The organism is Streptomyces sp. NPDC001530, from assembly GCF_042894545.1.
Classification (GTDB): domain Bacteria; phylum Actinomycetota; class Actinomycetes; order Streptomycetales; family Streptomycetaceae; genus Streptomyces.
The window spans coordinates 125,537-147,648 of record NZ_JBIAVS010000011.1 but is presented as its reverse complement, the minus strand read 5'-3'; the positions used below and the strand labels follow the sequence as shown (position 1 = coordinate 147,648).

The window sequence follows — 22,112 nt, the reverse complement described above, 5'->3', positions numbered from 1 at the left end:
TTTGGGCCAGAGCCCACGAAAGGTGACACAGCCACCTCCGGGCGGCCCGCAATCAGCTCAGGAAGAGGTCATGGCCTTCTTGATGGTTTCTGCGGCGTTCTTGTAGACCGTCATCAGGTCCAGGTCAGTGCCCGGGTAGCTGACGATCTCCACCTGCTGCGCCCCCGTGTCGGGCAGCACCTTGCCGGTCGTCATGTGCACGTTGTCGAAGACATACGTGGGCTTCTTCTTCCCCAGGTCGGACAGCTGCTTGGCGGTCACCGCCTGGGGGCCGTACGTGCCCCGCAGATCCGCGCCCGCCATCTTCGCCGACCACACGGAGTAGACCTGGGCGACGACAGCCGGGGCCTTGCCGTCCGGCCAGGCGGCCTTCAACTCCTTCTGCAGGGTGCCGTATTCACTCTTGAAGGATGTGTCCCACTTCGCGGCGGCGTCCTGGGTGCCGAACAGCTTGCCCAGGCGCGTCACCTCGGCGGTCGCCTTGTCGGCGTCGTTGTCCAGGTTGACCTGGACCAGTTTCGCGCTCGACCCGGCCGCCTCCTTGATCTTCGCGGCGTACGGCTCGAAAGGCGCGTAGAGCACGAAGTCGGCGCCCGCCACCGCCGCCAGGTCGGACGGCTTGGGGTCGTAGTCCGGGGCGTGCTGCACGGACGACGGGACGATGACCTTCACGTCCTTGGCGCCGGCGGCCTTGGCGAGGGCGCCCTCCCAGGTGGTCGTGGCCACGACGACGGGCGTGTCGTCGTTCTTGTTCCCGCTGCCGGCACTGTCGGAGTCCTTGTCGGAACCGCAGGCGGTCAGCGCCAGCGCGGCGCTCAGGCTCAGTGCGAGGACGGAAGGGATACGGACGCGGATGCGCGCCATGAGCTGATTCTCCGTTCGGGGATGAGATGGACGGCCAGGACCAGGGCCCCGGCGGTCAGGACGAGCACAGGACCGGGCGGCCAGTCGAGCTTCAGCGCGACGAGGAACCCGGTGACATTCACGGCGACGCCAATGCCGACCGCCCAGGCGGTGATGGACTTCAGGGAGGTGCCCAGCCGCCGGGCGGCGAGCGCGGGCAGCAGGGTCAACGCGTCGACGAGCAACGCGCCGGTGAGCTTGATCGCCCCGGCGACGGACACCGCGACCAGGACGAGCAGCAGGAGGGTGAGCCGGCCGACGCGCACCCCTGAGGAGAGGGCGAGTTCGCGGTCGTAGAGCAACAGCGCGAGATCGCGGCGACGCCACCAGAACAGGGCCGGTACGACGGCGGCCAGCACGCCCAGCAGCCACAGGTCGGACGTGCCCACCGACAGGATCGAGCCCCACAGCAGCGCGAACGCGCCCTGCGCGTTGACCCCGGACACGGCCAGCACCAGCAGCGCGGCGGCGATCGCCAGACTCATCAGCAGCCCCATCGCGCCCGACAGGCCGTCCGGAGTGCGGGCGAGTGGCGCGACGCCGGCACCCGAGAGGGCGCAGGCGATCAGCGCGCACAGCATCGGATCCAGCCCCGTCAGCAGCCCGATCGCAATGCCGAGCAGCGCGACGTGCATCATCGCGAACCGCACCGGCATGATGTCGAGGCCGACGATCACGACGCCGATCACCGGGAGGCCGACCGCCGCCAACAGCAGGGCGAAACCGGCCCGTTGGACGGGTATGAGCTGGAGGAGTTGCCCGAGGTCGGCGGCGGCAAGGTTGTTCACCGGACCTCCCTCAGTCGGCCTGCGGCCATCTCCAGCACCCGGTCGCAGCGGTCGGCCAGCGCCCGGTCGTGCGTGACGACCACGACGGTCACCGGCAGGGACAGCAGCACGTCGGCCGCCTCCTCCTGGCCGGCGAAGTCGAGGGCGGCCGTGGGCTCGTCGGCCAGCAGCACTCCCGCCCCGGCGGCGACGCAGCCGACCGCGCGGGCCAGATACATGCGCTGGAGCTGGCCGCCGGACAGCGTGTGCAGCGGGCGGCCGGTCAGCGACCCGACCCCCAGCTTCTCCGCCGCCTCCACGGCCTCTCCGGGCGCACCACTACTCGCCAGCAACTCGCGTGCCAGCAGCGGGAATCGCCCCACGGCGGGCTTCTGCGGAATCCAGGCACATGCCCGCCGCCGCCATGCCCACTCGGCCGCCGTCCCGGTGCCCCGGCCACCGACCAGGATCTGCCCGTCGGCCTGGCGGTGCAGGCCCAGCACGGCCCGTATCAGCGTGGTCTTGCCCGACCCGTTGGTGCCGGTCAGCGCCACCCGCTCGCCCGCTTCGATGCCGAGATCCACACCGCGTACGGCCTCGACACGACCGTGCCGACAGGCGACCTGTCGCATCCGCACATCCAGACCGTCCATCCCACCTCCTGTCCGTTCTCCGAGAGGAGTCGGAGGACGAGGGCGGTGAGTTCCCGACAGTGGGCACAATCTTCCGGCGTCGCTCCGCGCGCCCTCCCGCCGCAGCCGCCCGGTACTAGCGTCGAGTCCGCCCATCAGCCCTCCCGACCCACTGGAGGACGTCATGCTCCAGACACGGGAACTCATCGACAGCGTCGCCACCTCCAGCCCCCTGGGCCACGAGGTCCTCGCCAAGGCCGTGGACGTGCTCGCCGAGTGCGAGGAGGCCGTCACCGCGTGCGCGACGGGCATGCTCGCCGAGAAGGACACCGACGACCTGCGCACCGCGATCAGCCAGGACCTGGACTGCGCCGACGTCACCGCCGTGACCCGCCGCTTCCTCACCCGCGGCAGCAGCCACGACCCGGCCCTGATCACCGCCCAGCTGGAGGCGTGCCTCATCGCCTGCCAACGCAGCCATGACCTGTGCGCGCAGCACGCACAGCACCACGAGCATTGCCGCATCTGTGCCGAGGCCACCGGCCGGGCGGCCGACGCCTGCCGGGAGATCCTGGCCGCCGTACGGTCGTAGGCGGGGCGGCAGGGGCCTCTCCTACTCGTCCGCAATGCGGACGACCGCCAGGGTGATGTTGTCGGGGCCGCCCGCCACGATGGCGGCCCTCCACAGCTCGAAGGCCGCCCTGCCGTCGTCGTGCTCCCGCATCACTTCGTCGAGCACGTCCGGCATCACCGGGTCGGTCAGACCATCGGTGCAGATGAGGTAGCGGTCGCCGGGCGACAGGGACGCGGCCGTCACATGGGGGCGGATGGCGCGGTAGACGGGGCTACCGCCCAGGCACTGGGTGACGAGGTACGTGGTGCGCCGCCCAGGTTCGAGCGGGGGGCTGTCATCGACGCTCACCTGGCGCAGCCCGTCGCGGGGGGCCGCGAAGACCCGGCTGTCGCCGACGTTGAACGCCAGCAGCGAGTCGGGCTGTACGACGACGCCGGCGACCGTCGTCCCCATGGCGGCGAACTCGCTTCCCTCGTCGCCGCCGGCGGCCTCGTACACGGCGCGGTTGCAGGCGTTCAGGGCGATACGGACGGCGTCCTCGCTGCTCAGGGCGGGACCGATCGACGCGATCCGGCGCACGACCAGGGCGCTGGCCACGTCGCCGCCGGGATGCCCGCCGAGCCCGTCGGCGACGGCGACGACGAGGGGCGTCCCGAGAGGGAATACCAGGGTCTGCGGATTCGCGGTCACGGCAGCGCACAGGATCCACGGCCCGATGACGAGACTGTCCTCGTTCCGTTCGCGGAGCAGCCCGGGATGGCTCAGCGCACTCACAGCGACGTACGACATGGAGCGCCACCGCCTTCCCGTACCGGACACACCGCCGGAGGCCGGGCTTCCGCTCCCAGTCTAGGAACGGCGGCATCCGGCCTACCAGTGCGGTTGCCCGGCCAGACCGTCGACGAGACTCGGCACGCCAGGGATCCTCAACAGCGTCGCGATCGCCGCGCGGGCAGAAGCGGTGTTTTGGACCTACGGTGATCTGAGAGAGGCAGGCAAACCGAACTGGTACTGCGGAGGAGACTGCGATGGAGGAGCACTTCGTCTGGGTAACGACGCGCCGCCTTCAGCCGGACACCATGGAGGAGTTCGAGCGGGCATGGCGCCCGGCCCCCTACCCGCAGGGACTGCGCCGCGCCTTCGCATACTGGTCCGAGGACGGACAGGAGATCACCGGCGTGTCGTTCTGGGACTCCAAGGAGTCGTGCGACACCTGGCGGGCCTCCGAGCCGGAGGCACAGCGGCGCGCGGCCATGGCCCCGTATGTCGTCGAGGAGCGAGAAGCCTTCTACCGCGGCCGTGAACTCGCCGTCCCCCAGCGGTAGCCATGGGCGAACAGGGGCGGTCCCCAGCCGCCACGGCCCCTGCGGCGGTGACGGTGCCGAGGAAGACATAGCCCCTCCACTGATCGGGCAGCCGCGGCCTAGCTGGATGCCAGAACACGATCAAGCGCGGCCTGACCTGCGGGTCCCCATGTCTGCTTGCCGCCGGGAAGTCCCCGTTCCCAGGCCTGGCCGATGCCGACGAGGGAGAGGCTTTGCAGGACAGCCCACCCGCGGGCACGCTGGATCATCGACGCGTCCGCGTCCGCGTACGCGTCGAAGAACTGTGAGGCGGCACCTGCGGGAAGAAGCAGCCACGCGGCTGCGAGATCTGTCGCCGGATCGCCGGCGCAGAGGTCACCGAAGTCGATCACGCCTGAGAGCGTTCCGTCCGTGACGACGACATTCGCAGGATGCAGGTCACCGTGAAGCCATACCGGCGGGCCTTCCCAGCCGGGAGCCGAAACTGCCTCGTCCCAGACGTCCCGGACGTCACCGGAAACGCGGGAGGCAACGGCTTGGAACTGCTTGTCGAAATGGTGCGTGAGCGTTCTGAGGGGAACGCCGCGCATCGGATTGGCCGGCGCCTCGGCGGGCGCGTCCAGATGGAGCGCCCTCAGGAAGCCCGCCAAAATGTCGGCCGCGTGGTGGCCCTGCGTGATCGAGACGCGGTCGCCCGGCTCGCCGGGAATCCATGCCGCAATGGTCCAAGCCTTCGGGAAGAGGGCGGACGGTTCGCCGATCCGCAAGGGGGTCGGAACCGGGAGCGGAAGGCGTGGGGCCAGGACGGGCAGCCAATGATGCTCTTTGCGGAGGAGACCCGGCGCGCGTTGCGTGCGCGGCAGCCGCACGGCCAACTCGTCACCGAGACGCCACAGTTGGTTGTCCCACCCGCCGGCAACCGGGCGGAGGCCCAGTCCAGCTAGGTCCGGATGCTGCTCATGCAGGAGGGATCGCACCAAGCTCTCATCGATCTCGATGGCGGCCATGGATGGAGTCCCTGTCTCTTGTGGTGTCGACCGTCATCTCGCTGCGCTCATGATCGCCCGGACAGAACCTGGCTGCGATGGACCTGTTCCGCCTGCGGTCCTCCTGCAACTCCTTGAAACCGGCGACCTGGACGGCCGAGAGAGTGGACGGCATGTCCGGGCCGCCGCCATCCGGTTGGATGAAGCCGAACCCTATGCGCCCGGAGGCTGCCGCGCTGAGCCGCGGTGGCTTGGGTCCTACCGTCGACGGACCCGCGCGCGGCTCGCCCCTCACCGGCGCACGGGCGGGGACACGCCGACCGGGCCGCCTCGACAGCCCGGCCGTATCCGCGCCCTACCCTCGGGTGCTGTGACACTGACAGACGGAACGTACCGGCTCGGGCCGTCGACCGGCCGCCTCTGGATCAAGACCGGCCGCGCCGGGCTGGGCCGTAGAGCGGGGCACGACCTCACGATCGAGGCCACCCGATGGTCCGGGGAGGCGGTGGTGGTCGTCGGCGACCCGGACAGGTCGTCGGTGAGTGTGACGGTCGAGACGGGCTCGCTGGAGGTCCGCGAGGGAATGGGCGGGCTCAAGGCGCTCACCGATACCGACCGGGCCGAGATCAAACGGACGCTCGCGGACAAGTCCCTGCTGCACACCGCAGAGCACCCCACGATCACCTTCCGTTCCACCCGCGTCACGGGAACGCCGCAGTCCTTCGAGATCAGCGGGGACCTCACCCTCAAGGGCCGGACCCACCCGGTGACGGTGCATGGGAAGGGGAATGGCGACGGCCTCCTGCGCGGCTGGGCGACCGTCACGCAATCCACCTGGGGGATCAAGCCCTACACCGCATTCTTGGGCGCATTGCGGCTGGCCGACGAGGTACGGATGGAGTTCGAGGTAGCCAGGCTCGAACCGGTGAACGTGCCTGAGTAGTCGCCGCCGGAGGGCCATTGCGAGGGCCCAGCGGCCGGTTGAGAGGGCAGCCGATCTGGGGTGCGGCTGGTCCGGGGGTGTCAGCAACGGCAGGTCCGCCGCCTGCGGATTGCCTGGCCGTGGTTCTGCAGGGGGGCGAGGCCCTGCCGCACAGGGCAGCCGGCTGGCCGCTACAGGCGGGACCGCCGCGCGGCCGCCTACCGTAGAAGCATGAGCGAGATCGTCGTCGTGTACGAGCTCGACCCATCGGTGGCCAAGCGCACCTCCCCGGGCGTACCGCACGGTGAGGAACGGCCCGTCCGTAGGGTGCACGCGGCGCCCGCCGCCCCAGGGACGCTCACCGCGGCTGGACCGCGGACCCTCTGCGGCAAGGACACCTTCGCCATGGAGACGAGCTGCTGGAAGCCCTCCGAGCACCCTGAAGCGCCGTGGTACCCCGCGGAGTACGCGTCCGCGGTCTGCCCCGACTGCGATGCCGTCATGGAGACCTGACCGGCCGGCCGACTGCCCTGACGTCACTGCGTGGCTGCATCGATGCGCCGCTGCATCGCCGGAGATATGCCGCCCCACCGCCACATTCACACGCTGTGTGACGCGTCCTGGCCGGAGGCAGCGCCAACGAATGCAGGGGCCTCGGCCCCATGCGCACAATCGGCTGAAGATCCGAAGTGAATGCGCAATCTGAGCTTTCGGTGCGCAATGGCTCGGCCCATAGCTGTCGATGTCGCTCTCTTGCGATCTTTCGAGGAGAGGCAGGCGGGCCGGCCGGTACGGTCCGGGGTGGCGGTGCGGAGCAGCGGCGCGGCCCGTCGCGCACGTAAGAGTTGTGCGGTGTCTGTCCGGTACGAAGACGAGTCGGGGTGCGAAGTCCACGTCATGCAGCGGCGGTTGGCGTCCATGAGGATACGGAAGATGTGGGGTCGGGTAGCCCTGGGGGCGGCTGCGGCCACCGCGGTGTGCTCCCTGGCCGGCTGTGGCGGCGATCAGGCGCCCGCCGCCGGCCACGCGCCCATCGGCGGAAAGGGACCGCACGGCGCCTCAACGGGCTCCGCGAGCGGCGGCGGGACACAGCCGCAGGGCCCGCCCCAGGACTTCGAGCCGGAAGCCATCAGCTCGTTCGACTCGTACGAAGGGCGCTGGCCACAGACCTTCTTTGGTGACGGTCCCCGGGATTTCCTGGCGCTCGGCGACCGTCTGGCGTACAGCTACGACACCGCGGACGTCGGCATCACCGCCTACCGGCTGGACACCGGTGAGGTCGCCTGGCACACGACGGTGCCGGACGGGGATGGCGTCGAGCAAGCACCGCACCTGGTCGGTACCGCCGTGATGGGTGTGTTCGGCACGAGTACGGAGGGGACAGGCACCTCCGCGGGCCACCACGCCGTCGTGGTCGCCGCTTACGACGCGGCCACCGGCGAGGAACTCTGGACGCGCGACGTCGTGGAGGGCGAAGGCACGGGGGCTCCCAGAGCTCACATCGTCGGGGCGACCGACGAGCGGGTCCTCGTCTCGGCGGAGGACGGCTCCAGTGCCCTGGTCGACATGCGGACCGGCCGACTGGTCTGGACCGACTCGGACTTCGAGGGGCTCGACCTGGAGGAAACAGTGGCCGTCGGTACACGTGACGACGGCCAATTCGTGGGTAAGTCGACCTCGGACGGCCGTCAGTTGTGGAAGCGGCAGGCCCTCGTCGGCGAAGCGCTGCCGGGTGATCCCGGCCCCGGACTCACCCTGGCCAACGGGATCGGGGTGGGCGACAGCCTGCTGCTCGACCCGGTCACGGGGAAGACCAGCCTGGACATGAAGGACGGGGCAGACGACTGCCACTACGACGGCTGGACCACGACCGTCTGCTCCGGTACCGATGGATCCGGTTCCGCGACTGTCACAGCCGTGGACCTGCAAAACGCCCGCGTCCTGTGGCGCCTGCCGGACGAAGCCGCGAACCGTGTCGCGCCAACGGTGACCTCGGCGTGGCACGGCCTGGTCTACGCCGAAGCCGATGCTCCCATGACTCTCGACGCCCGCACGGGAAAAGACCTCCGCGTGAACATCAGTCTCGCCCCGTCCATGGTCAACGACCGGTACGGGCTGGTGTACGACGATACGAGGAGCGTCATCGACGTCTACCGCGCGAAGGGCTGATCCACAGAGGCCATGCTCGTGTTCGTGGTGCCGGCCGACGTGATCGCCGGTCTCGGCGGCTACCTGCGCACCCTGGACCATCGCCGCAGCGTCGCGCTCAACGAGACCCGGCGCTCCCAACGCCTCGCCATGGCGGCCGCTTGCACGACTTCGTCGCCCACCACGTCACCGGCATCCTTGTCCAGACGAGAGGGCGCGCTTGATGGCCACCACCGGGCCCGACCGGCTGGACCCGGAGGACGAAGGCACGCCTGGCATACCCTCCGCGAGTTCTCACGGAGCTCATCCAGAGATGACAGCCGAAAACGGCACACAACTTCTCGGGGAATCCGTAGCTCTGCAGGAAGTAGTCCAACTCTGCACATCACGGATGCCGCGTCCACACGTGCAGGGCGCTTGCCGTGGCCGTGTACCAGGTGCCGTCCCCCAGTGCCATGGGAAGGCCGGACACCGGGAAGGGATAGGTGACTCGGTGAGGTGAGTGCCGCGCGGTCGTACTGATCAGCCAGTGTCGGCCATCTCCCCATTCCTCGTCGCTCTCGACGGTCGCGGCGATGACCGTCGTTTCGTCGAGGAAACCCCCGGCCCAGTCCCAGTAGGGCAGCGCCTCGTCATTGTCCGGCTCCGCGTCCGGATGCGTGGGGACGGTGGCCTCGACGTGCCACGCCGCGGTGACCGAGCCGTCGTGGATCGTGTGCAGCGCCAGGATGTCCTGGTCGTGGCTGACCGTCAGGAAACGGTCGCCCGACGGGCTTACGGCGATGAGCACCAGGTCCTGGTCCTCGAAGTACCGCACGGCCAGGTTCTCGCCGTCCCAGCGCCCCCACCGCAGCGGCGCCCCGTCCTGTCCCTCCCCGATACTCAGGCCCATCAGTTGCGGATCCGGGTGGGCCATGTGCTCGCTGCCGGCGGCCGCGGACCGGGCGTCCGCGCGGGCCAGCACCTGACCGTTGGTGGCATCGAGTACCAGCCACTCGTCCCGCCTCGCCTCGTCCGACTCGCTTTCGAGCAACGGGCCGCGCACGTGCGCCCATACGTGTCGCCCGTCGACCGAGAACCCGGCCGAGCCGCTGTCCGCGTACCGGTGGTCACGGCTGTCCGCGTACTCGTCGAACGAGTGGTGCATCGTCCGGCAATTCCCGTCCCAGCAGCCGTGCCGGATCTCCCAGCGCACCTTGCCGGACGGCTCCACGGCCCGCAGGGCGTGCACTCCCGCGAAGACGGCCAGGCTCCCGTCCACGGCCACCGTGGACGTACCGAACCGCCGCGGCCAGGGAGCGGGGAAGCGGACCAACGGCTGCCCGGCCGCACCGAGCGCGCCGTCCATCGCCCGGAAGACCAGCTCATCGTCGCCGCGTTGCACCAGCGCCGTCCTCTCCGCCGACCCGACCAGGGCCGGAGCAGCCGCCCCCGAAGAGGACAAGGGGGCATCCAGGGTGGCAACCAGCCGAGCGAGCGAAGGCACACGAATCTCCAGGACATGAGCGCGAGTCGGATCTTGGCGAACACTAGGACATGCCCCCGACAACCCCGCTCGGCAGGCCGCCGGACGGATTGGCCCCGGCCGGCCGGGGCCAGGACGGTGTGAGCGGAAGGGCGTCCGTATAGGCGTTCACCGGTGGGGAAATCCGTTTGGTGGCGCGGACGTCGAGGACCGGGGCCGCCGATTTCGTGCCGAGGGTGCCCTGCGGGCGCCAGGTTCCCGTGACGGAGACCCAGGTATCGCGAGGCAGGGGGCGCCCCGTACATCCGGATCTTGATGGACTGGGAGTCCGTCACGCACCAGTTGAAGGTGATCCCGGTCAGATACCAGCCGCCGCCCTGCCGCGCCGGCGTGACGAAAATCGTCATCTGCGCGCGTCGTACGGCTCTGGGGTTCGTTCCGTCGCAGCCCTGCGAGTCCCGGTACGTGTGCGCGGGCGCATCGACCGCGATCAATGCCTGGTCGTAGGAGGCGGCAGTGCAGCCGGTGGCAGGCAGCCCAACTGCCCGCACAGCCGCAACGCGGGCAGCCTGGCACCGTCGGCGGTGAAGTGCACGTAGTGGTCGACGATCACGTCCCGGTCGCCCAATGGCTCCGGCAACCGGACCCGCGCGGTGGCCCGGACTCACCCCGGTGCACCCGGAACGCCTGCCCGACGACGGCGAGGATTTCCCGCAGGCGCCGAGGAACAGCACGGCGACGGCGCAGAGCAAAGCGGCCACGGCCGCTCCGCGCGTTCCACCTGATCGCAAGAGCGCTCAATCTCCCTGCACCGCACCGACGTTGAAACCCAGGCCAACATAGAGCTGTGGCCGGGACGGTTCACCAGGTTGCTGTTGGCAGGGCGGGCTGCGCGGTGCGCCACCAGCGCGAGAAGATGATCCTGGCCTCGGCCGGCGGGGGCCGCGATCCGGCCGAGGTTGTCGGTGCTCACCGCGTAGGCGCCGCCCCGGCGTCATGGTCACCAGCGTCCCCTACCAGCCGGACGCGGCCTTCGCGCAGCACAGCGATAGGCAGGTGCCTTCGCCGGTTCCGTCCTCCTCGTGACGGCGCTGAGTGCCGTCAGTGGGCTGTCCGGTTCTTCCTTCGCCTTTTCGGCGTTGTGTGTACTCGCCGCGCTGCTGGGCCTAACCGCCCGCTGCACCGCGGCCCCCGGAACCGCCCTCGTGTGCTGGCTCTTCCTCAACAGCTTCCTCATCGCCCCACTGGGCGAAGTCACCTGGCGCGGCCGCTCCGACGCCGCCCGCATCGGCCTTCTCCCCGCCGCCGCGTTCTTCGGCACGCTCGTCGCACGGATCATCAACGCCGTCGGCGCGCATCACCGCACCACGCCTGGTGACGGACCACCGTGAGATGGGCGCAGGGCTGCCGCCGACCGTTGAGCCAGAATGGAGAGTACGACGCAGCCCGCTGCAGGGGGACGGCTTTCGGCGCGTGTGGACCCCGGGATTCCGACGCCACCCCATCGGCGAACTTTCACAACTTCCACACAGGTACTGGTTGTTTACGTTACTCTGAGCGCGGTCCCGCTGTCCCCCCGTACGGCGGGACCACCACCCGGTCCCACCGACCCCACGGCGCTCCCTTGAGTGGGCCCGTAGAGTAGCCCGCTGCTGGCACTGGCGCGACCAGCGTTACTTCACCACCTCTCCGACGCTCTGCCCGCCCGCACCTGGCAGTTGTAGGTGGGCAACGGGAGCAGCCGGGCACAGCGGACCAGCCCGGGTCAGCCGGTTTTCCAGCCCCGCCGCGTGTCAATGCTCGCCCACTCCGTGGCCCATTGCTCCATGCGGCGCCGGTCCAGACAAGCGCGTACGATCCAGGCGCTTCCCCCCACGAGGCCGCCCGTGCCCGCTGCGGCCAGAGCACCCGTCATGGCCGATTGCAGAACCCCTTCCACGAGGCTGGGGGGCTTCGTCGTCAGGCGCCCGTGTCCGTCCGTCCACACCGTGATCCGAGTCCCCGCCTTGGTCTTGGGCGGCACCCTGGTCTGATCCGTACGCTCCGAGCCGTCCGGCGTGGTCCAGCGCACCGTGGCCCACACCCGCTGGTCGGTCACTACCCTCGTCGGCACCTTGGCGGGCGCGTCCTGCGTGAGCACGGCCGAGACAGGCCGGCGTTCCTCCCGTTGCCGATCAAGGCCCCGCTCCACCGCACCGGCCGTCACCAGACCCGCGACCAGACCGCCCAGTACGGCGAGAATCCAAGCAGCGAGCACAATCCAGGCCTCGATGACGTCGCCGCGTCGCCGGAGCGGATTCCGCCGCCACCGCCACAACCACACCCTCGTACGGCACGCAGTCGCCATCGGTCAACACCCCCTTGAGAGCACCGACGGGACCTTTCCAGTGTGCTACCAGAACCGTTCCTAGAGACTGAGCGGGAGCGAGTCCTGCTGCCAGGACTGCTGCTCAGCCGCGTGCCCCGAACGGTGCTGGGCACACTGGTGGCCCGCTTTCGCTCCGCGTCCGGGCGGCACACATCTGGTGCGTGGTCCGGGTACGCGGGGGCGGGTTTCCTCACGCCGTCGGGTGTCCGGTTGGGCCTGGGCGGTTCGATGCCCGCAACGATCGCTCTGGTCGTTGCGGGGCGGTGCCGTCCGTCGCCGGATCGGATGTCCGAGGGCGCGCCTTCCGATCGCCGCGGCTGCCGCGTCGTGGCGAGTGAGCTTGCGGTTCTTGCTGGTGAGGGGCTGCTGCCAGTGCTGGGCACCCCACTGGGAGGTGTAGGCCGGGTCCACCAGCCGCTCCCGCAGTGCGTACAGGCGACGGGACTTGCCATGCCACTCAGCCCGCGAGCCGTACCCGCACGGCAGCTCCGCCCGCTTGTCTGCTTTAGCGCGCAGCGGACGGGCCAGCCGGGCCTCGATCGAGGCGCTCTGCCCACGCAGCCACGCCAACTCGGCGGCCTGGCCGCGCCGCGCCAGCGCGGGCCCACTGATCATGCGTGGCCTTGGTGATGCTGCCTGCCCAGCGTGACGAGGAGACGCCGGACAGCTCCCGCTTCCTGACTGCCCATGCCGCGGCATCGTGAGGCAGCCCCTGCCGAGAGCGCATCGCAAGATCCCGCGACGCCAGCGAGCCGAGGAACGCACCGACCTCACGCAGCACCGACGCGTCCGTGTCCGAGACCCGCAGCCGGGCCCGGATCGCCACCCCCGAGGGACCAGGCACCACAAACGGCGCCCCACCTCGCGCAGCACACCCATCCTTCACCCCCGGCCCGGCGTCGAAGATCCGTCACCCCACCCAACGAGCGCCACCCGCAAAGGCCACGCATTCGATACACAAACGTCCGTTCTCCTGGGCCAGGAGCCCGTCCATGCGCCTCGGGACAGCACGGCACTCACTCGCATTCGCCAAAACACCCTCAAGGCCGGTCAAACGGCAGCAGCTCCGAACGCTACTGCCCCCGACCGGGCGGCGCCGGCCGCGCAGAGTGTGGCGTGCCAGGCAGCCCGGCGGCACCGGACGGCGGGGAGGCGGGCGTCTGCCCGCCGTTCGACAGGGCAAGCGCCGGCTACGCGGTCAGCGCGTCCATCGCGCGGTCGATGAGCACAGCAAAGGGAGTCGTACCGTCGCAGGCCGTCCAGGCTTCCATGGCGGCGTCCGCGCAGGCGAGCGCGGACGCGACGAGCGCGCGGGCGCGGGGGTCCCCGGCGGCGGCCGGGTCGGTGCCGAGTCGGCGGGAGACCTCCGGTACGAGCAGGTCCTGCCAGGCCTGCTGCTTCTCCCAGTGGCGGGCCTTCAGCGACGGGGTGTCGCTCATCATCCGCACGAACGCCAGGGCCTTTTCGGGTTCGTCGGCATTGATCTCGGTGACCACGTCGAAGGCACGGCGCAGCGAATCCCAGGGCCGTTCGTCCGCGGGGCGCTCGGCGAAACGCGCGGCGATGTCGCGGCCAACGTCTTCGAGATGGCCGAGAACGACGTCGTCCTTGGTCCCGAAGTACCGGAAGAAGGTGGCGCGCGACAGTCCTGCCTCCGCGGCGATCTGATCGACGGTCGTCTTGTCGAAGCCCTGCTCGGCGAAGAGACGGAACGCCACGGCGCTGACCTCGGCCCGCATCGCCTGGCGTGTCCGGTCGCGCAGTGTCGACGGCGCCGCGGTGCGTGCGGAAGTCCTCGGTGTGTCGGCCATACCCGGAATTCTACACAGAGACTCATCTTGAGACTGAGTCGCACAACGAGGTAGCGTCTCTTCCACAGACTTCGTACCAGGCCCACACGGGAGCATCCCCATGAGCAAGATCTGGTTCGTCACCGGTTCGTCCCGCACTTCGGCCAGTTGGACGTCGTCGTCAACAAGACCGGCTACGCCCTGTTCGGCGCCGTCGAGGAACTCAGCGGGCGAGGTCGCGGCAGGGATGACGGCTTGAGGGCACGCGAACCGGCCCCGACCGCGTGAAGAACGAGCTGTCATTCACTCGCGTTCTCAAGGAAAGGCAGGCACATGACCAACGACCTCCACATCCCCGACCAGAGCGGCGCGTTCGCGGTTGTCACCGGCGCCAACAGCGGTATCGGCTTCGAGACCGCGCGGCGACTGGCTGGCGCCGGCGCCGAGGTGGTGCTGGCCGTACGCAACCCCGTCAAGGCCGCGGACGCCGTCGCCAGGATCCGCGCCGCGCATCGGCAGGCCCAGGTCTCCGCGGAGTCACTCGACCTGTCCAGCCTGGAATCGGTCGCCTCATTCGCCGCAGCGATGACTGAGCGCGGCCGACCGATCGACCTGTTGATCAACAACGCCGGAATCATGGCCGTACCCGAGCGCCGCACCACGACCGACGGCTTCGAGCTGCAGTTCGGCACCAACTTCCTTGGCCACTTCGCCCTCACCGGCCGCCTGCTGCCCCTGCTGCGCGAGGCGGCCTCACCCCGAGTCGTCCATGTCAGCAGCAGCGCCTCCGCCCAGGGCCGCATCCGCCTCGACGACCTCAACAGCGAACGCGGGTACGCAGCGTGGCGGGCTTATGCCCAGTCCAAACTGGCCAACCTCATCTTCGCCAAGGAACTCCAGCGCCGCAGCGAGCGCGGCAACTGGGGCATCCTCAGCAACGCGTCGCACCCGGGTCTCACCCGTACGAATCTGCAGAAGGCCGGCCCCAACCTGGGCAAGGGCGATCCCGACCGGGCAACCCTGTTCACCAGGTTGACGTCCTTCAAGCGGCTGTCCATGGAGCCGCAGCAGGGCGCGCTCCCCACGCTGTACGCAGCCACCAGCCTCGACGCGCGCGGCGGGGCCTACTACGGCCCCGACGGACTCTTCGGGATGGTCGGCATGCCCACCGACGCCAAAGCACCGCGCCGAGCCCATGACTTCGACACCGCCGCTCGGCTCTGGGACGCCTCGGAAGAGCTGACCGGAGTCACCTATCCCGCTCTCTCCTCAGCTGCCCGGACCTCCTGAACGGCCCGCCCCGACGATCCGTCGACGGTCGCCTTGGCACGCTCGGCCGCCCGTGACAGGGGAACGGCGGGCTCGGGCCAGAACGCCTCGCGTCCCGTTTGTCCCTTCGTCTTCCGCTTGCCGTGGTGTGTGGACTTACTCAGGTCCCGCTCACGTCGAGCAGCCTGTCGCCCCGGGTGTGGCGGAACAGCAGCGCGGTGTGCGGCCGTACCCTCACAACGCGCAGCGCGGCGCCGGCACCTGCGGCTTGGCGGCGGGCCCACAGCAGGGCGGTGAGGCTGGAGACATCGCAGAACGTCACGTTCTGGAAGTCGATGTCCACGTGGAGAGGACTGCGGGTCTTCCTCGGCGACACCCTGGAGGTGGACAAGATCGAGGCCGACTACGACGCGCGGGGTGCTGACGGTGAAGATCCCGGTCGCCGAGCCGACCAAGCCACGCAAGATCGAGATCGGCCGGGGCGAGCACAAGGAACTCGTCGGCTGACCGGCGCCGCATCGCGGGCTGCTGAGGCGCGCCCCGCGTAACGGCAGCGAAAGGCCCGGGGCTGCGACGGTTCTGCTCGCTTCCCCAGGCCGCTGGTGCGCCGCGACCGGCGAGGACGTTGGGCGTCGCCTCTCTGGACACGCCGCCGGGTTCCGCCCTGCCCGCCGACGCCCCAGACGACCGGAAGGCCGAGCCTCGGCACGCGTGACGGGGCCGAGCGACAATCGACGGCAGGCGGTCAAGGAGGCGGGAGCGGCGATGGCACGGCTGCTCGTGGACGACGATGACCTGGTGGTGCGGCTGTCGTGGCCGGAGGGCCTCGCCGCTCGGCGGCGCCAGGTGCGCGTACCGCTGGCGGCGCTGCAGCGAGTGGCGGTCGAAACGGCCTGGTGGCGGGCCCTGCGCGGCGAAGCGGACAGCGGCACCTGGATCCCGGACACGCTGTTGGCAGGCGTACGGCGCTATCAGCGGCGGCACGACTTCGTCGCGATCCGCCCCGGCCGTCCGGTCGTCGTGGCCGACCTCGGCTCCGCGTCGCCGTTCGCACGCATCGCGGTCACCGTGCCCGATCCGCAGGCAACGGTGGACGCCATACGGGCGGTGCTCGCCCGAAGGCGGACCGATGGCAGGAATCCGGTCACGGACGGAGGCTGAGCCGTCTACTGATCGGGGTCCGCGTCACCCACCTGGTACGTCCTGGTCCACTGCGCGCCACAGCGGCAGCTGGAGTGTTCGACCAGCTCACCTTCCTCGCTCACGCCGAGGCCCTGCTGAACGCGTACATGCACGTGCTGCCCCATGTCGACCGCCTCGCCTGCCACGACGCCTGGCACCGTGCCGTGCCAGACCGCAATGGGCCCATCATCCACACATGCCACAGAACGTCAATGACGCAGGTCATCGCGCACAGGCGGCACCCCCATCACCCCACACCGCCCTCGCCGCCCGGCGCGCGATCGGCAGATCCCGCCCGCTCGCCGCGTGCGTCCGCCAGGTCCGCCTCCAGCTGGTCCACCCGTGCCCGCAGGTCCAGCACGTGCCGGACTCCAGCCAGGGTCACCCCCTCACCGGCCAGCTGGACCACCTCGGCGACCCGGTCGATCTGACGACGTGAATAGCGCCGCTGCCCGCCTGCCGAGCGGTCCGGCACCACCAGGCCCTGCTCGTCCAGCCGCCTGAGAAACGCGACCTGCACGTTCAGCATGGAGGCGACCTGCCCGACGGTGTACAGCGCCGCGTCCGCATCGTCGATCGGAAGATCCACCACCCCGATCTCCCCTCTCCACAGATCCGGAACCTGCATCTCAGGCTGTGTTGATCATTCTTCTTGGGCGCCCGGCCCGGCGGTGGACTCGTCACGCGGTTCTGCGAATGGCGCGGCGACGCTGACCTGGGCGGGGCGCAGCAGGTGGTTTCCGACGCGGTAGCCGGGGCGGTGGACGGTGGTGCAGACGGGCCGGTCGACCTGGCCGGTGCGGGTGTGGGACAAGGCGTCATGAACCGCAGGGTCGAACGAGTCACCCGATCGGCCGAAGGACTCCAGCCCGAGAGCGGTCAGCTGGGTCTCCAGGATGTCGACGACGCGCCGGAAGCCGCCCTTGACCGCGCCGTGGTCGCGTGCCCGGTCGATGGCGTCCAGGACGGGCAGCAGCCCGGCGAGTACGTTGGCCACCGCGATCTCGCCGACGGCCAGCCGGTCGCGCCGCACCCGCTTGCGGTAGTTGTCGTACTCCGCCTTCACGCGTTGCAGGTCCGCCGTGCGTTCCTGGAGCTGGGCGCGCAAGGTCGCCAACTCGACGTCGGACGTGGGCCGAGCCTCGCCTTCCGGCTGGCTCTGGCTCCGTGGCCGGGCGGTGGTCCTGACGTCCGGCGCCGCGACGTCCGCGCGGGGTTCGCGCTCAACCGGCTTGTCGGCGGCGGCACTCTGCGGGCCGGGCTGGAGGGGGGCCGGGTCCGGGCGCCGATTGTGCCGGACGATGAGCGGCTTCTGCCGCTTGGACTGACGGTTCATCCGGTGCCTCCCTTCGGGGCCTGCTCGTCGTCGACGATCTCGGCATCGACGACGTCCTCCTCCGTAGCGCTCGCGTCGGCAGTGGACCCGCCTTCGGCCTGCGGCCCGGCCCCGGACGCTCCCGAGGACGCCTGAGCCTGGGCGTACATGGCGGTGCCGATCTTCTGTGCGGCGGCCGCCGCCTTCTCGGTGGCGGCGCGGATCGCGGCGGTGTCCTCGCCCTTGAGCCGCTCCTTCACCTCGGCCAGCGCGGCCTCGGTCTCGGACTTGGCGTCGGCGGGGATCTTGTCCGGGTTGTCGGCGAGCAGCCTCTCGGTCTGGTAGACGAGTTGTTCGGCCCGGTTGCGGGTCTCGGCGTCCTCCCGGCGCCGACGGTCCTCCTCGGCGTGCTGTTCGGCCTCCCGGACCATCCGGTCGATGTCGTCCTTCGGCAGCGCCGAGCCCCCGGTGACGGTCATCCGCTGCTGCTTGCCCGTGCCGAGGTCCTTGGCCGTGACGTGCATGATGCCGTTGGCGTCGATGTCGAAGGCGACCTCGATCTGCGGGACACCGCGCGGGGCCGGCGGCAGACCGGTCAGCTCGAACATCCCGAGCTTCTTGTTGTAGCCCGCGATCTCGCGCTCGCCCTGGTAGACCTGGATCTGGACCGACGGCTGGTTGTCCTCGGCGGTGGTGAAGATCTCGGACCGCTTGGTCGGGATCGTCGTGTTCCGCTCGATGAGCTTCGTCATGATGCCGCCCTTGGTCTCGATACCGAGGGACAGCGGGGTCACGTCGAGGAGCAGGACGTCCTTGACCTCACCCTTGAGGACACCGGCCTGGAGGGTGGCGCCAATGGCGACGACCTCGTCCGGATTCACACCCTTGTGCGGTTCCTTGCCGGTGAGCTTCTTCACGAGGTCCGTCACCGCCGGCATCCGCGTGGAGCCGCCGACCAGGATCACATGATCGATGTCCGGAACCTTGATTCCCGCATCCTTGACCGCGTTGTGGAACGGGGTCTCGCAGCGTTCCAGCAGGTCGGCGGTGAGCTGCTGGAACTGGGATCGGGTGAGCTTCTCGTCCAGGTGCAGCGGTCCTTCGGCCGAGGCGCTGATGTACGGGAGGTTGATCGTGGTCTCGGTCGCGGCGGACAGCTCGATCTTGGCGCGCTCGGCAGCCTCACGCAGCCGCTGGGTGGCCATCTTGTCCTGGGACAGATCCACGCCGTAGTGGTTCTTGAACTGCTTGACCAGGTGGTCGACGACCCGCTGGTCCCAGTCGTCACCGCCCAGCTGAGTGTCACCGTTGGTGGACTTGACCTCGACGACACCCTCGCCGATCTCCAGCAGCGACACGTCGAAGGTGCCGCCACCGAGGTCGAAGACGAGGATGGTCTGGTCGTTCTCCTTGTCGAGGCCGTACGCCAGCGCGGCGGCCGTCGGCTCGTTGATGATCCGCAGCACGTTGAGACCCGCGATCTCACCCGCCTCTTTGGTGGCGGTGCGCTGGGCATCGTTGAAGTACGCCGGTACGGTGACGACGGCGTCGGTGACGTCCTCGCCCAGATAGGCCTCCGCGTCGCGCTTCAGCTTCTGCAGCACCCGTGCCGAGATCTCCTGCGCGGTATACCGCTTGCCGTCGATGCTGCCGCTCTCCGGGAACCGCCACTGCCCGTCACCCATGTGGCGCTTGACCGACCTCGCGGTCCGCTCCACATTCGTCACCGCCTGCCGCTTGGCGACCTCACCGACCAGCACATCCCCGCTCTTGGCGAAACCCACCACCGACGGCGTGGTCCGGGTCCCCTCCGTGTTGGCGATGACCGACGGCTCGCCGCCCTCCAGAACACACACGACCGAGTTCGTCGTACCGAGGTCAATACCGACAGCGCGTGCCATGTCAGTTCTCCCTCCTCGTTCCCCTTCCTTGCCATCCGGGCCGGTCCGTGACGTGACCGCACGTGTCTGCCGGATTGCAGGAAAGCTCTCTCATACCTTCAATAAAACTTGAGTCCTTCTTTGTCAAGATAGCGATGATTTATCCCTATCGCCCCTCCAGGACCTACTCAGACCGCCCACGTGATCGCCTGCCACAATTCGTGGAGCGCTGGTGTTCGGCAGAGCCTGCCGCGAACGATGGAGGAGTTCCCGTGCCCATGCCCTCAATCCCCTTGCGAAAGCTGGGTTTTCTGACCATCGGGCTGTTCGAGCAGGACGACCCCGGCCGCGGCCACGAGTCGACACTCGACATCATCGAGCTGGGCGAACGGCTGGGGTTCGACAGCGCGTGGGTGCGCCACCGTCATCTCCAGTACGGCATCTCGTCGCCCGTCGCCGTACTGGCGGCGGCCTCGCAGCGCACCAGCCGTATCGAACTGGGTACCGCGGTCATCCCGGTCGGATGGGAGAACCCGCTGCGGCTCGCCGAAGACCTGGCGACCGTCGACGTGCTGTCCCGAGGCCGCCTCAATCCGGGTGTCAGCGTCGGCCCACCGATGCACTACGAGCAGGTCAAGCACGCCCTGTATCCCGACACGGCCGACGCCGAGGACTTCGGCTACGGCCGCGTGGAACGGCTGCTGGACTTCGTACGCGGCAAACCGGCCACCGACTTCAGCGGGATCGAGGGCTTCGAGGTGTTCTCCGACCGCGTGCAGCCCCACTCCCCCGGTCTGGGCCGCCGCATGTGGTACGGCGGCGGAAGCCTGCGGTCGGCGCGGTGGGCCGGTGAGCATGGCATGAACTTCCTGACCAGCAGCGTCGTCAAGGCGGAGGAGTCCGAGAACTTCGCCGAGATCCAGCTCTCACACGTACGGACCTTCCGCGCTCACCATCCCGACGGCGACCGCGCCCGTGTCTCCCAGGGGCTCGTCGTGATTCCCACGGACAGCGCCTCGCCCGAGCAGCGGGCCAAGTACGAGGAATTCGCCCGCAAGCGGATGCCGCGTACCACCACGCCGCAGGGACCGGCGCGCATGATGTTCGCGCCCGACCTCGTCGGAACCTCCGACCAGATCGCCGAACGGCTCTCCTCCCACGTCGCGTTCCAGGAGATCGACGAGGTCGCGTTCGCCCTCCCCTTCACCTTCGACCACGACGACTACGTCCAGATCCTCACCGACATCGCCACCAAGCTCGGCCCGGCACTGGGCTGGCGACCGGCGGCCTGACACTGGTGTCGCTCAAGGCCGCCAGCGGGGGGCTTCATCGTCCGGCGCGTCCGGGCTCGCGAAGTGAAAGGGGACCGAGAGATGGGCAGCCAGGGCTCTGCCCGCCCGGTCGGCCGCGGCCGCTGACGGGTGCAGCGGGGCGGGGTCCTCGTCACCGAGGTACCGCACGGCCGTGCCCCGGTAGATGGTGGCCAGCGGATGCCCGCCGACGGGGTCAGCGGTGACGGCCAGCAGGTCCACGAACCAGTCGTGGACGGTGTCGCCGTTCCAGACGGCCTCGATCGCCACGACGCGACCTGAGGCCCTTCCGGCGGCACGGGCGGCCAGGGACTCCAAGTCGAGGGGGCTGTCGGGAGTGCGGGCGATCCTGTCGCTGTGGTGGAGATATCGGTCGTGGACGACGAGTTGGGCGTCGTTGAGACCCAGACCGCGGGAGCGGCCGGTTTCGAAAACGATGCGGATCGCCTGAAGGCGGGCGTCCTGCAGGACGTATCCGTCGACCTGTTCGCGGATGCCGGCCGGCAGCAGTTCCCACCACTCGCTTGCGGTGATGTCAGCCATCCAGATTCTGCCCGTCTTCCGTGCAGTCCTTACGAGCAGGGTCGGGTCGCCGTACCGATGGTGTGGTGTGGCGTCGGTTGCGGAAGGTGCGGCGTAGGTCGTCTATCCAGGCGTCGGGGGTCTCCCAGGGGATGAAGTGGCCGCCGGTGTCGTGGGCGGTGAGGTTGACGTGGTGGTACCAGTCGGCACGGTCGCTGGAGAGCCAGTTGTCGAGTCGCTGTTCGGTGGTGGTGACGCCGGGTGGGTTTTCGTAGCCGACGAAGGTGATGCCGGTGGGGGCCTCGATGACCGGCCAACGGTCGTGGGAGGGGGCCCAGGGGTAGCGGTTGGCGTTGGCGTAGTAGCGCATCGAGGTTCCGATGGCGTTGTTGACCCAGAAGATCGTGGCGTGGGTGAGGAGGTCGTCCTTGGTGAAGACGTTCTCCACGTCGCCGTGGTGGTCGCTCCAGTTCGCCCAGCGCTCCAGGATCCAGGCGAGCAGCCCGACAGGTGAGTCGGAGAGCCCGTGGGCGAGGGTGCTGGGCGCGAGGACGTGGGCGGCGAGGTGGACGGCGAAGCGCCGCTCGAAGGCAAGCAGCTGCTGGTGAGCGGGCTCGGGCAGGCCCTCGGGGATCGGTTGGCCGCCGCTGAGGTCCCAGGCGCGGTCGCCGTTGAAGAAGCTGAGTTTCAGGCCGGAGCCGATGTGGATGCCGTGCAGTTCGTCGGCGTATTTGTGGCCGAGCTGGCCGGTGACGAGGGCTCCGACGCCCGCCGA

General features: G+C 69.6%; 24 protein-coding genes and 3 pseudogenes. 9 read left to right on the top strand and 18 right to left on the bottom strand.

Going from position 1 to position 22,112, the window contains the following annotated elements:
• Positions 1-57: 57 nt before the first annotated feature.
• From ACFY0T_RS23605 to ACFY0T_RS23595, 3 genes are read right to left on the bottom strand one after another with little or no spacing between them, the layout of a single operon-like run.
• Positions 58-864 carry an ABC transporter substrate-binding protein gene (locus tag ACFY0T_RS23605; protein WP_388873854.1) on the bottom strand — a complete coding sequence of 269 codons (807 nt, stop codon included), beginning with the start codon at positions 862-864 and terminating at the stop codon, positions 58-60.
• Positions 822-1,691: a metal ABC transporter permease gene (locus ACFY0T_RS23600; protein ID WP_388873851.1), complete on the bottom strand. Its 870-nt coding sequence runs from the start codon at positions 1,689-1,691 to the stop codon at positions 822-824. The genes ACFY0T_RS23605 and ACFY0T_RS23600 overlap by 43 nt, the downstream gene beginning before the upstream one ends.
• Positions 1,688-2,323 carry a metal ABC transporter ATP-binding protein gene (locus ACFY0T_RS23595; protein ID WP_388873848.1) on the bottom strand — a complete coding sequence of 212 codons (636 nt, stop codon included), beginning with the start codon at positions 2,321-2,323 and terminating at the stop codon, positions 1,688-1,690. The genes ACFY0T_RS23600 and ACFY0T_RS23595 overlap by 4 nt, the downstream gene beginning before the upstream one ends.
• A 163-nt stretch (positions 2,324-2,486) precedes the next feature.
• Between ACFY0T_RS23595 and ACFY0T_RS23590 the strand changes: the two genes are divergently transcribed.
• The gene (locus tag ACFY0T_RS23590; protein ID WP_388873845.1) at positions 2,487-2,894 is read left to right on the top strand and encodes a hypothetical protein; all 408 of its coding nucleotides are present in this window, start codon (positions 2,487-2,489) and stop codon (positions 2,892-2,894) included.
• 21 nt (positions 2,895-2,915) lie between these two features.
• Here the strand turns inward: ACFY0T_RS23590 and ACFY0T_RS23585 are convergent, their stop codons facing one another.
• Entirely contained in the window at positions 2,916-3,665 is a 750-nt protein-coding gene (locus ACFY0T_RS23585) for a PP2C family protein-serine/threonine phosphatase (RefSeq protein WP_388873842.1), read from the bottom strand.
• A 239-nt stretch (positions 3,666-3,904) separates the two neighbouring features.
• On the opposite strand from ACFY0T_RS23585, the gene ACFY0T_RS23580 reads away from it, so the two are divergent.
• On the top strand, positions 3,905-4,201 hold the full coding sequence (locus ACFY0T_RS23580; RefSeq protein WP_388873839.1) for a hypothetical protein: 297 nt from the start codon (positions 3,905-3,907) through the stop codon (positions 4,199-4,201).
• Positions 4,202-4,299: 98 nt separating this feature from the next.
• Here the strand turns inward: ACFY0T_RS23580 and ACFY0T_RS23575 are convergent, their stop codons facing one another.
• Positions 4,300-5,187, bottom strand: a complete 888-nt coding sequence (locus tag ACFY0T_RS23575; RefSeq protein ID WP_388873836.1) for an aminoglycoside phosphotransferase family protein — start codon at positions 5,185-5,187, stop codon at positions 4,300-4,302.
• Entirely contained in the window at positions 5,165-5,383 is a 219-nt protein-coding gene (locus ACFY0T_RS23570) for a hypothetical protein (protein WP_388874344.1), read from the bottom strand. Before ACFY0T_RS23570 ends, ACFY0T_RS23575 begins: the two co-directional genes overlap by 23 nt.
• 153 nt (positions 5,384-5,536) lie before the next feature.
• Between ACFY0T_RS23570 and ACFY0T_RS23565 the strand changes: the two genes are divergently transcribed.
• The 3 genes from ACFY0T_RS23565 (at position 5,537) to ACFY0T_RS23555 (ending at position 8,257) form a co-directional block, all read left to right on the top strand.
• On the top strand, positions 5,537-6,109 hold the full coding sequence (locus tag ACFY0T_RS23565) for a YceI family protein (protein ID WP_388873834.1): 573 nt from the start codon (positions 5,537-5,539) through the stop codon (positions 6,107-6,109).
• Between the two features lie 210 nt (positions 6,110-6,319).
• On the top strand, positions 6,320-6,601 hold the full coding sequence (locus tag ACFY0T_RS23560) for a hypothetical protein (protein WP_388873832.1): 282 nt from the start codon (positions 6,320-6,322) through the stop codon (positions 6,599-6,601).
• Between the two features lie 420 nt (positions 6,602-7,021).
• Positions 7,022-8,257 carry a PQQ-binding-like beta-propeller repeat protein gene (locus ACFY0T_RS23555; protein WP_388873829.1) on the top strand — a complete coding sequence of 412 codons (1,236 nt, stop codon included), beginning with the start codon at positions 7,022-7,024 and terminating at the stop codon, positions 8,255-8,257.
• A gap of 364 nt (positions 8,258-8,621) precedes the next feature.
• Here the strand turns inward: ACFY0T_RS23555 and ACFY0T_RS23550 are convergent, their stop codons facing one another.
• Entirely contained in the window at positions 8,622-9,722 is a 1,101-nt protein-coding gene (locus tag ACFY0T_RS23550) for a hypothetical protein (RefSeq protein WP_388873826.1), read from the bottom strand.
• A gap of 416 nt (positions 9,723-10,138) precedes the next feature.
• Positions 10,139-10,405: pseudogene (locus ACFY0T_RS23545) on the bottom strand (hypothetical protein); the annotation flags it as partial.
• 378 nt (positions 10,406-10,783) lie between these two features.
• Here ACFY0T_RS23545 and ACFY0T_RS23540 point away from each other — a divergent pair.
• The gene (locus ACFY0T_RS23540) at positions 10,784-11,092 is read left to right on the top strand and encodes a hypothetical protein (RefSeq protein ID WP_388873823.1); all 309 of its coding nucleotides are present in this window, start codon (positions 10,784-10,786) and stop codon (positions 11,090-11,092) included.
• Positions 11,093-11,466: 374 nt separating this feature from the next.
• On the opposite strand, the gene ACFY0T_RS23535 is transcribed toward ACFY0T_RS23540, so the two are convergent.
• From ACFY0T_RS23535 to ACFY0T_RS23525, 3 genes and pseudogenes are all read right to left on the bottom strand, one after another.
• Positions 11,467-12,048 carry a hypothetical protein gene (locus ACFY0T_RS23535; protein ID WP_388873820.1) on the bottom strand — a complete coding sequence of 194 codons (582 nt, stop codon included), beginning with the start codon at positions 12,046-12,048 and terminating at the stop codon, positions 11,467-11,469.
• Between the two features lie 60 nt (positions 12,049-12,108).
• A pseudogene (locus ACFY0T_RS23530) lies at positions 12,109-12,948 on the bottom strand (hypothetical protein).
• Between the two features lie 311 nt (positions 12,949-13,259).
• Complete coding sequence (locus ACFY0T_RS23525) at positions 13,260-13,880, bottom strand: TetR family transcriptional regulator (protein WP_388873818.1); 621 nt, start codon at positions 13,878-13,880, stop codon at positions 13,260-13,262.
• Between the two features lie 312 nt (positions 13,881-14,192).
• Between ACFY0T_RS23525 and ACFY0T_RS23520 the strand changes: the two genes are divergently transcribed.
• Positions 14,193-15,149, top strand: a complete 957-nt coding sequence (locus tag ACFY0T_RS23520; RefSeq protein WP_388873815.1) for an SDR family oxidoreductase — start codon at positions 14,193-14,195, stop codon at positions 15,147-15,149.
• 139 nt (positions 15,150-15,288) lie between these two features.
• Here ACFY0T_RS23520 and ACFY0T_RS23515 read toward each other — a convergent pair whose 3' ends face one another.
• The gene (locus ACFY0T_RS23515) at positions 15,289-15,471 is read right to left on the bottom strand and encodes an STAS domain-containing protein (protein WP_388873812.1); all 183 of its coding nucleotides are present in this window, start codon (positions 15,469-15,471) and stop codon (positions 15,289-15,291) included.
• 368 nt (positions 15,472-15,839) lie between these two features.
• On the opposite strand from ACFY0T_RS23515, the gene ACFY0T_RS23510 reads away from it, so the two are divergent.
• Complete coding sequence (locus ACFY0T_RS23510) at positions 15,840-16,289, top strand: hypothetical protein (RefSeq protein ID WP_388873809.1); 450 nt, start codon at positions 15,840-15,842, stop codon at positions 16,287-16,289.
• A gap of 5 nt (positions 16,290-16,294) precedes the next feature.
• Here the strand turns inward: ACFY0T_RS23510 and ACFY0T_RS23505 are convergent, their stop codons facing one another.
• The 4 genes from ACFY0T_RS23505 to dnaK all read right to left on the bottom strand — a co-directional run bounded on the left by ACFY0T_RS23505 (position 16,295) and on the right by dnaK (position 19,526).
• The gene (locus ACFY0T_RS23505) at positions 16,295-16,435 is read right to left on the bottom strand and encodes a hypothetical protein (protein ID WP_388873806.1); all 141 of its coding nucleotides are present in this window, start codon (positions 16,433-16,435) and stop codon (positions 16,295-16,297) included.
• 122 nt (positions 16,436-16,557) lie between these two features.
• Positions 16,558-16,902, bottom strand: a complete 345-nt coding sequence (locus ACFY0T_RS23500) for a MerR family transcriptional regulator (protein WP_388873804.1) — start codon at positions 16,900-16,902, stop codon at positions 16,558-16,560.
• Positions 16,903-16,953: 51 nt separating this feature from the next.
• Positions 16,954-17,646 (bottom strand): nucleotide exchange factor GrpE, encoded by a 693-nt coding sequence (grpE, locus tag ACFY0T_RS23495; RefSeq protein ID WP_388873801.1) that lies wholly within the window; start codon positions 17,644-17,646, stop codon positions 16,954-16,956.
• Positions 17,643-19,526 carry a molecular chaperone DnaK gene (gene dnaK / locus ACFY0T_RS23490; RefSeq protein ID WP_388873798.1) on the bottom strand — a complete coding sequence of 628 codons (1,884 nt, stop codon included), beginning with the start codon at positions 19,524-19,526 and terminating at the stop codon, positions 17,643-17,645. The genes grpE and dnaK overlap by 4 nt, the downstream gene beginning before the upstream one ends.
• Before the next feature lie 257 nt (positions 19,527-19,783).
• Here dnaK and ACFY0T_RS23485 point away from each other — a divergent pair, with 257 nt between their 5' ends.
• Positions 19,784-20,797 carry an LLM class flavin-dependent oxidoreductase gene (locus tag ACFY0T_RS23485; protein ID WP_388873795.1) on the top strand — a complete coding sequence of 338 codons (1,014 nt, stop codon included), beginning with the start codon at positions 19,784-19,786 and terminating at the stop codon, positions 20,795-20,797.
• A 12-nt stretch (positions 20,798-20,809) separates the two neighbouring features.
• Here ACFY0T_RS23485 and ACFY0T_RS23480 read toward each other — a convergent pair whose 3' ends face one another.
• Entirely contained in the window at positions 20,810-21,358 is a 549-nt protein-coding gene (locus ACFY0T_RS23480; protein ID WP_388873792.1) for a hypothetical protein, read from the bottom strand.
• 70 nt (positions 21,359-21,428) lie between these two features.
• Positions 21,429-21,917: pseudogene (locus ACFY0T_RS23475) on the bottom strand (epoxide hydrolase); the annotation flags it as partial.
• Between the last annotated feature and the right edge of the window lie 195 nt (positions 21,918-22,112).

What these genes read in the sequence shown, in the direction of transcription:
- ACFY0T_RS23605 (WP_388873854.1), bottom strand. Translation starts at nt 864, where the DNA reads ATGGCGCGCATCCGCGTCCGTATCCCTTCCGTCCTCGCACTGAGCCTG.
- ACFY0T_RS23595 (WP_388873848.1), bottom strand. Translation starts at nt 2,323, where the DNA reads ATGGACGGTCTGGATGTGCGGATGCGACAGGTCGCCTGTCGGCACGGT.
- ACFY0T_RS23590 (WP_388873845.1), top strand. Translation starts at nt 2,487, where the DNA reads ATGCTCCAGACACGGGAACTCATCGACAGCGTCGCCACCTCCAGCCCC.
- ACFY0T_RS23585 (WP_388873842.1), bottom strand. Translation starts at nt 3,665, where the DNA reads ATGTCGTACGTCGCTGTGAGTGCGCTGAGCCATCCCGGGCTGCTCCGC.
- ACFY0T_RS23580 (WP_388873839.1), top strand. Translation starts at nt 3,905, where the DNA reads ATGGAGGAGCACTTCGTCTGGGTAACGACGCGCCGCCTTCAGCCGGAC.
- ACFY0T_RS23575 (WP_388873836.1), bottom strand. Translation starts at nt 5,187, where the DNA reads ATGGCCGCCATCGAGATCGATGAGAGCTTGGTGCGATCCCTCCTGCAT.
- ACFY0T_RS23560 (WP_388873832.1), top strand. Translation starts at nt 6,320, where the DNA reads ATGAGCGAGATCGTCGTCGTGTACGAGCTCGACCCATCGGTGGCCAAG.
- ACFY0T_RS23555 (WP_388873829.1), top strand. Translation starts at nt 7,022, where the DNA reads ATGTGGGGTCGGGTAGCCCTGGGGGCGGCTGCGGCCACCGCGGTGTGC.
- ACFY0T_RS23535 (WP_388873820.1), bottom strand. Translation starts at nt 12,048, where the DNA reads ATGGCGACTGCGTGCCGTACGAGGGTGTGGTTGTGGCGGTGGCGGCGG.
- ACFY0T_RS23525 (WP_388873818.1), bottom strand. Translation starts at nt 13,880, where the DNA reads ATGGCCGACACACCGAGGACTTCCGCACGCACCGCGGCGCCGTCGACA.
- ACFY0T_RS23520 (WP_388873815.1), top strand. Translation starts at nt 14,193, where the DNA reads ATGACCAACGACCTCCACATCCCCGACCAGAGCGGCGCGTTCGCGGTT.
- ACFY0T_RS23505 (WP_388873806.1), bottom strand. Translation starts at nt 16,435, where the DNA reads ATGGGGCAGCACGTGCATGTACGCGTTCAGCAGGGCCTCGGCGTGAGC.
- grpE (WP_388873801.1), bottom strand. Translation starts at nt 17,646, where the DNA reads ATGAACCGTCAGTCCAAGCGGCAGAAGCCGCTCATCGTCCGGCACAAT.
- dnaK (WP_388873798.1), bottom strand. Translation starts at nt 19,526, where the DNA reads ATGGCACGCGCTGTCGGTATTGACCTCGGTACGACGAACTCGGTCGTG.
- ACFY0T_RS23485 (WP_388873795.1), top strand. Translation starts at nt 19,784, where the DNA reads ATGCCCTCAATCCCCTTGCGAAAGCTGGGTTTTCTGACCATCGGGCTG.
- ACFY0T_RS23480 (WP_388873792.1), bottom strand. Translation starts at nt 21,358, where the DNA reads ATGGCTGACATCACCGCAAGCGAGTGGTGGGAACTGCTGCCGGCCGGC.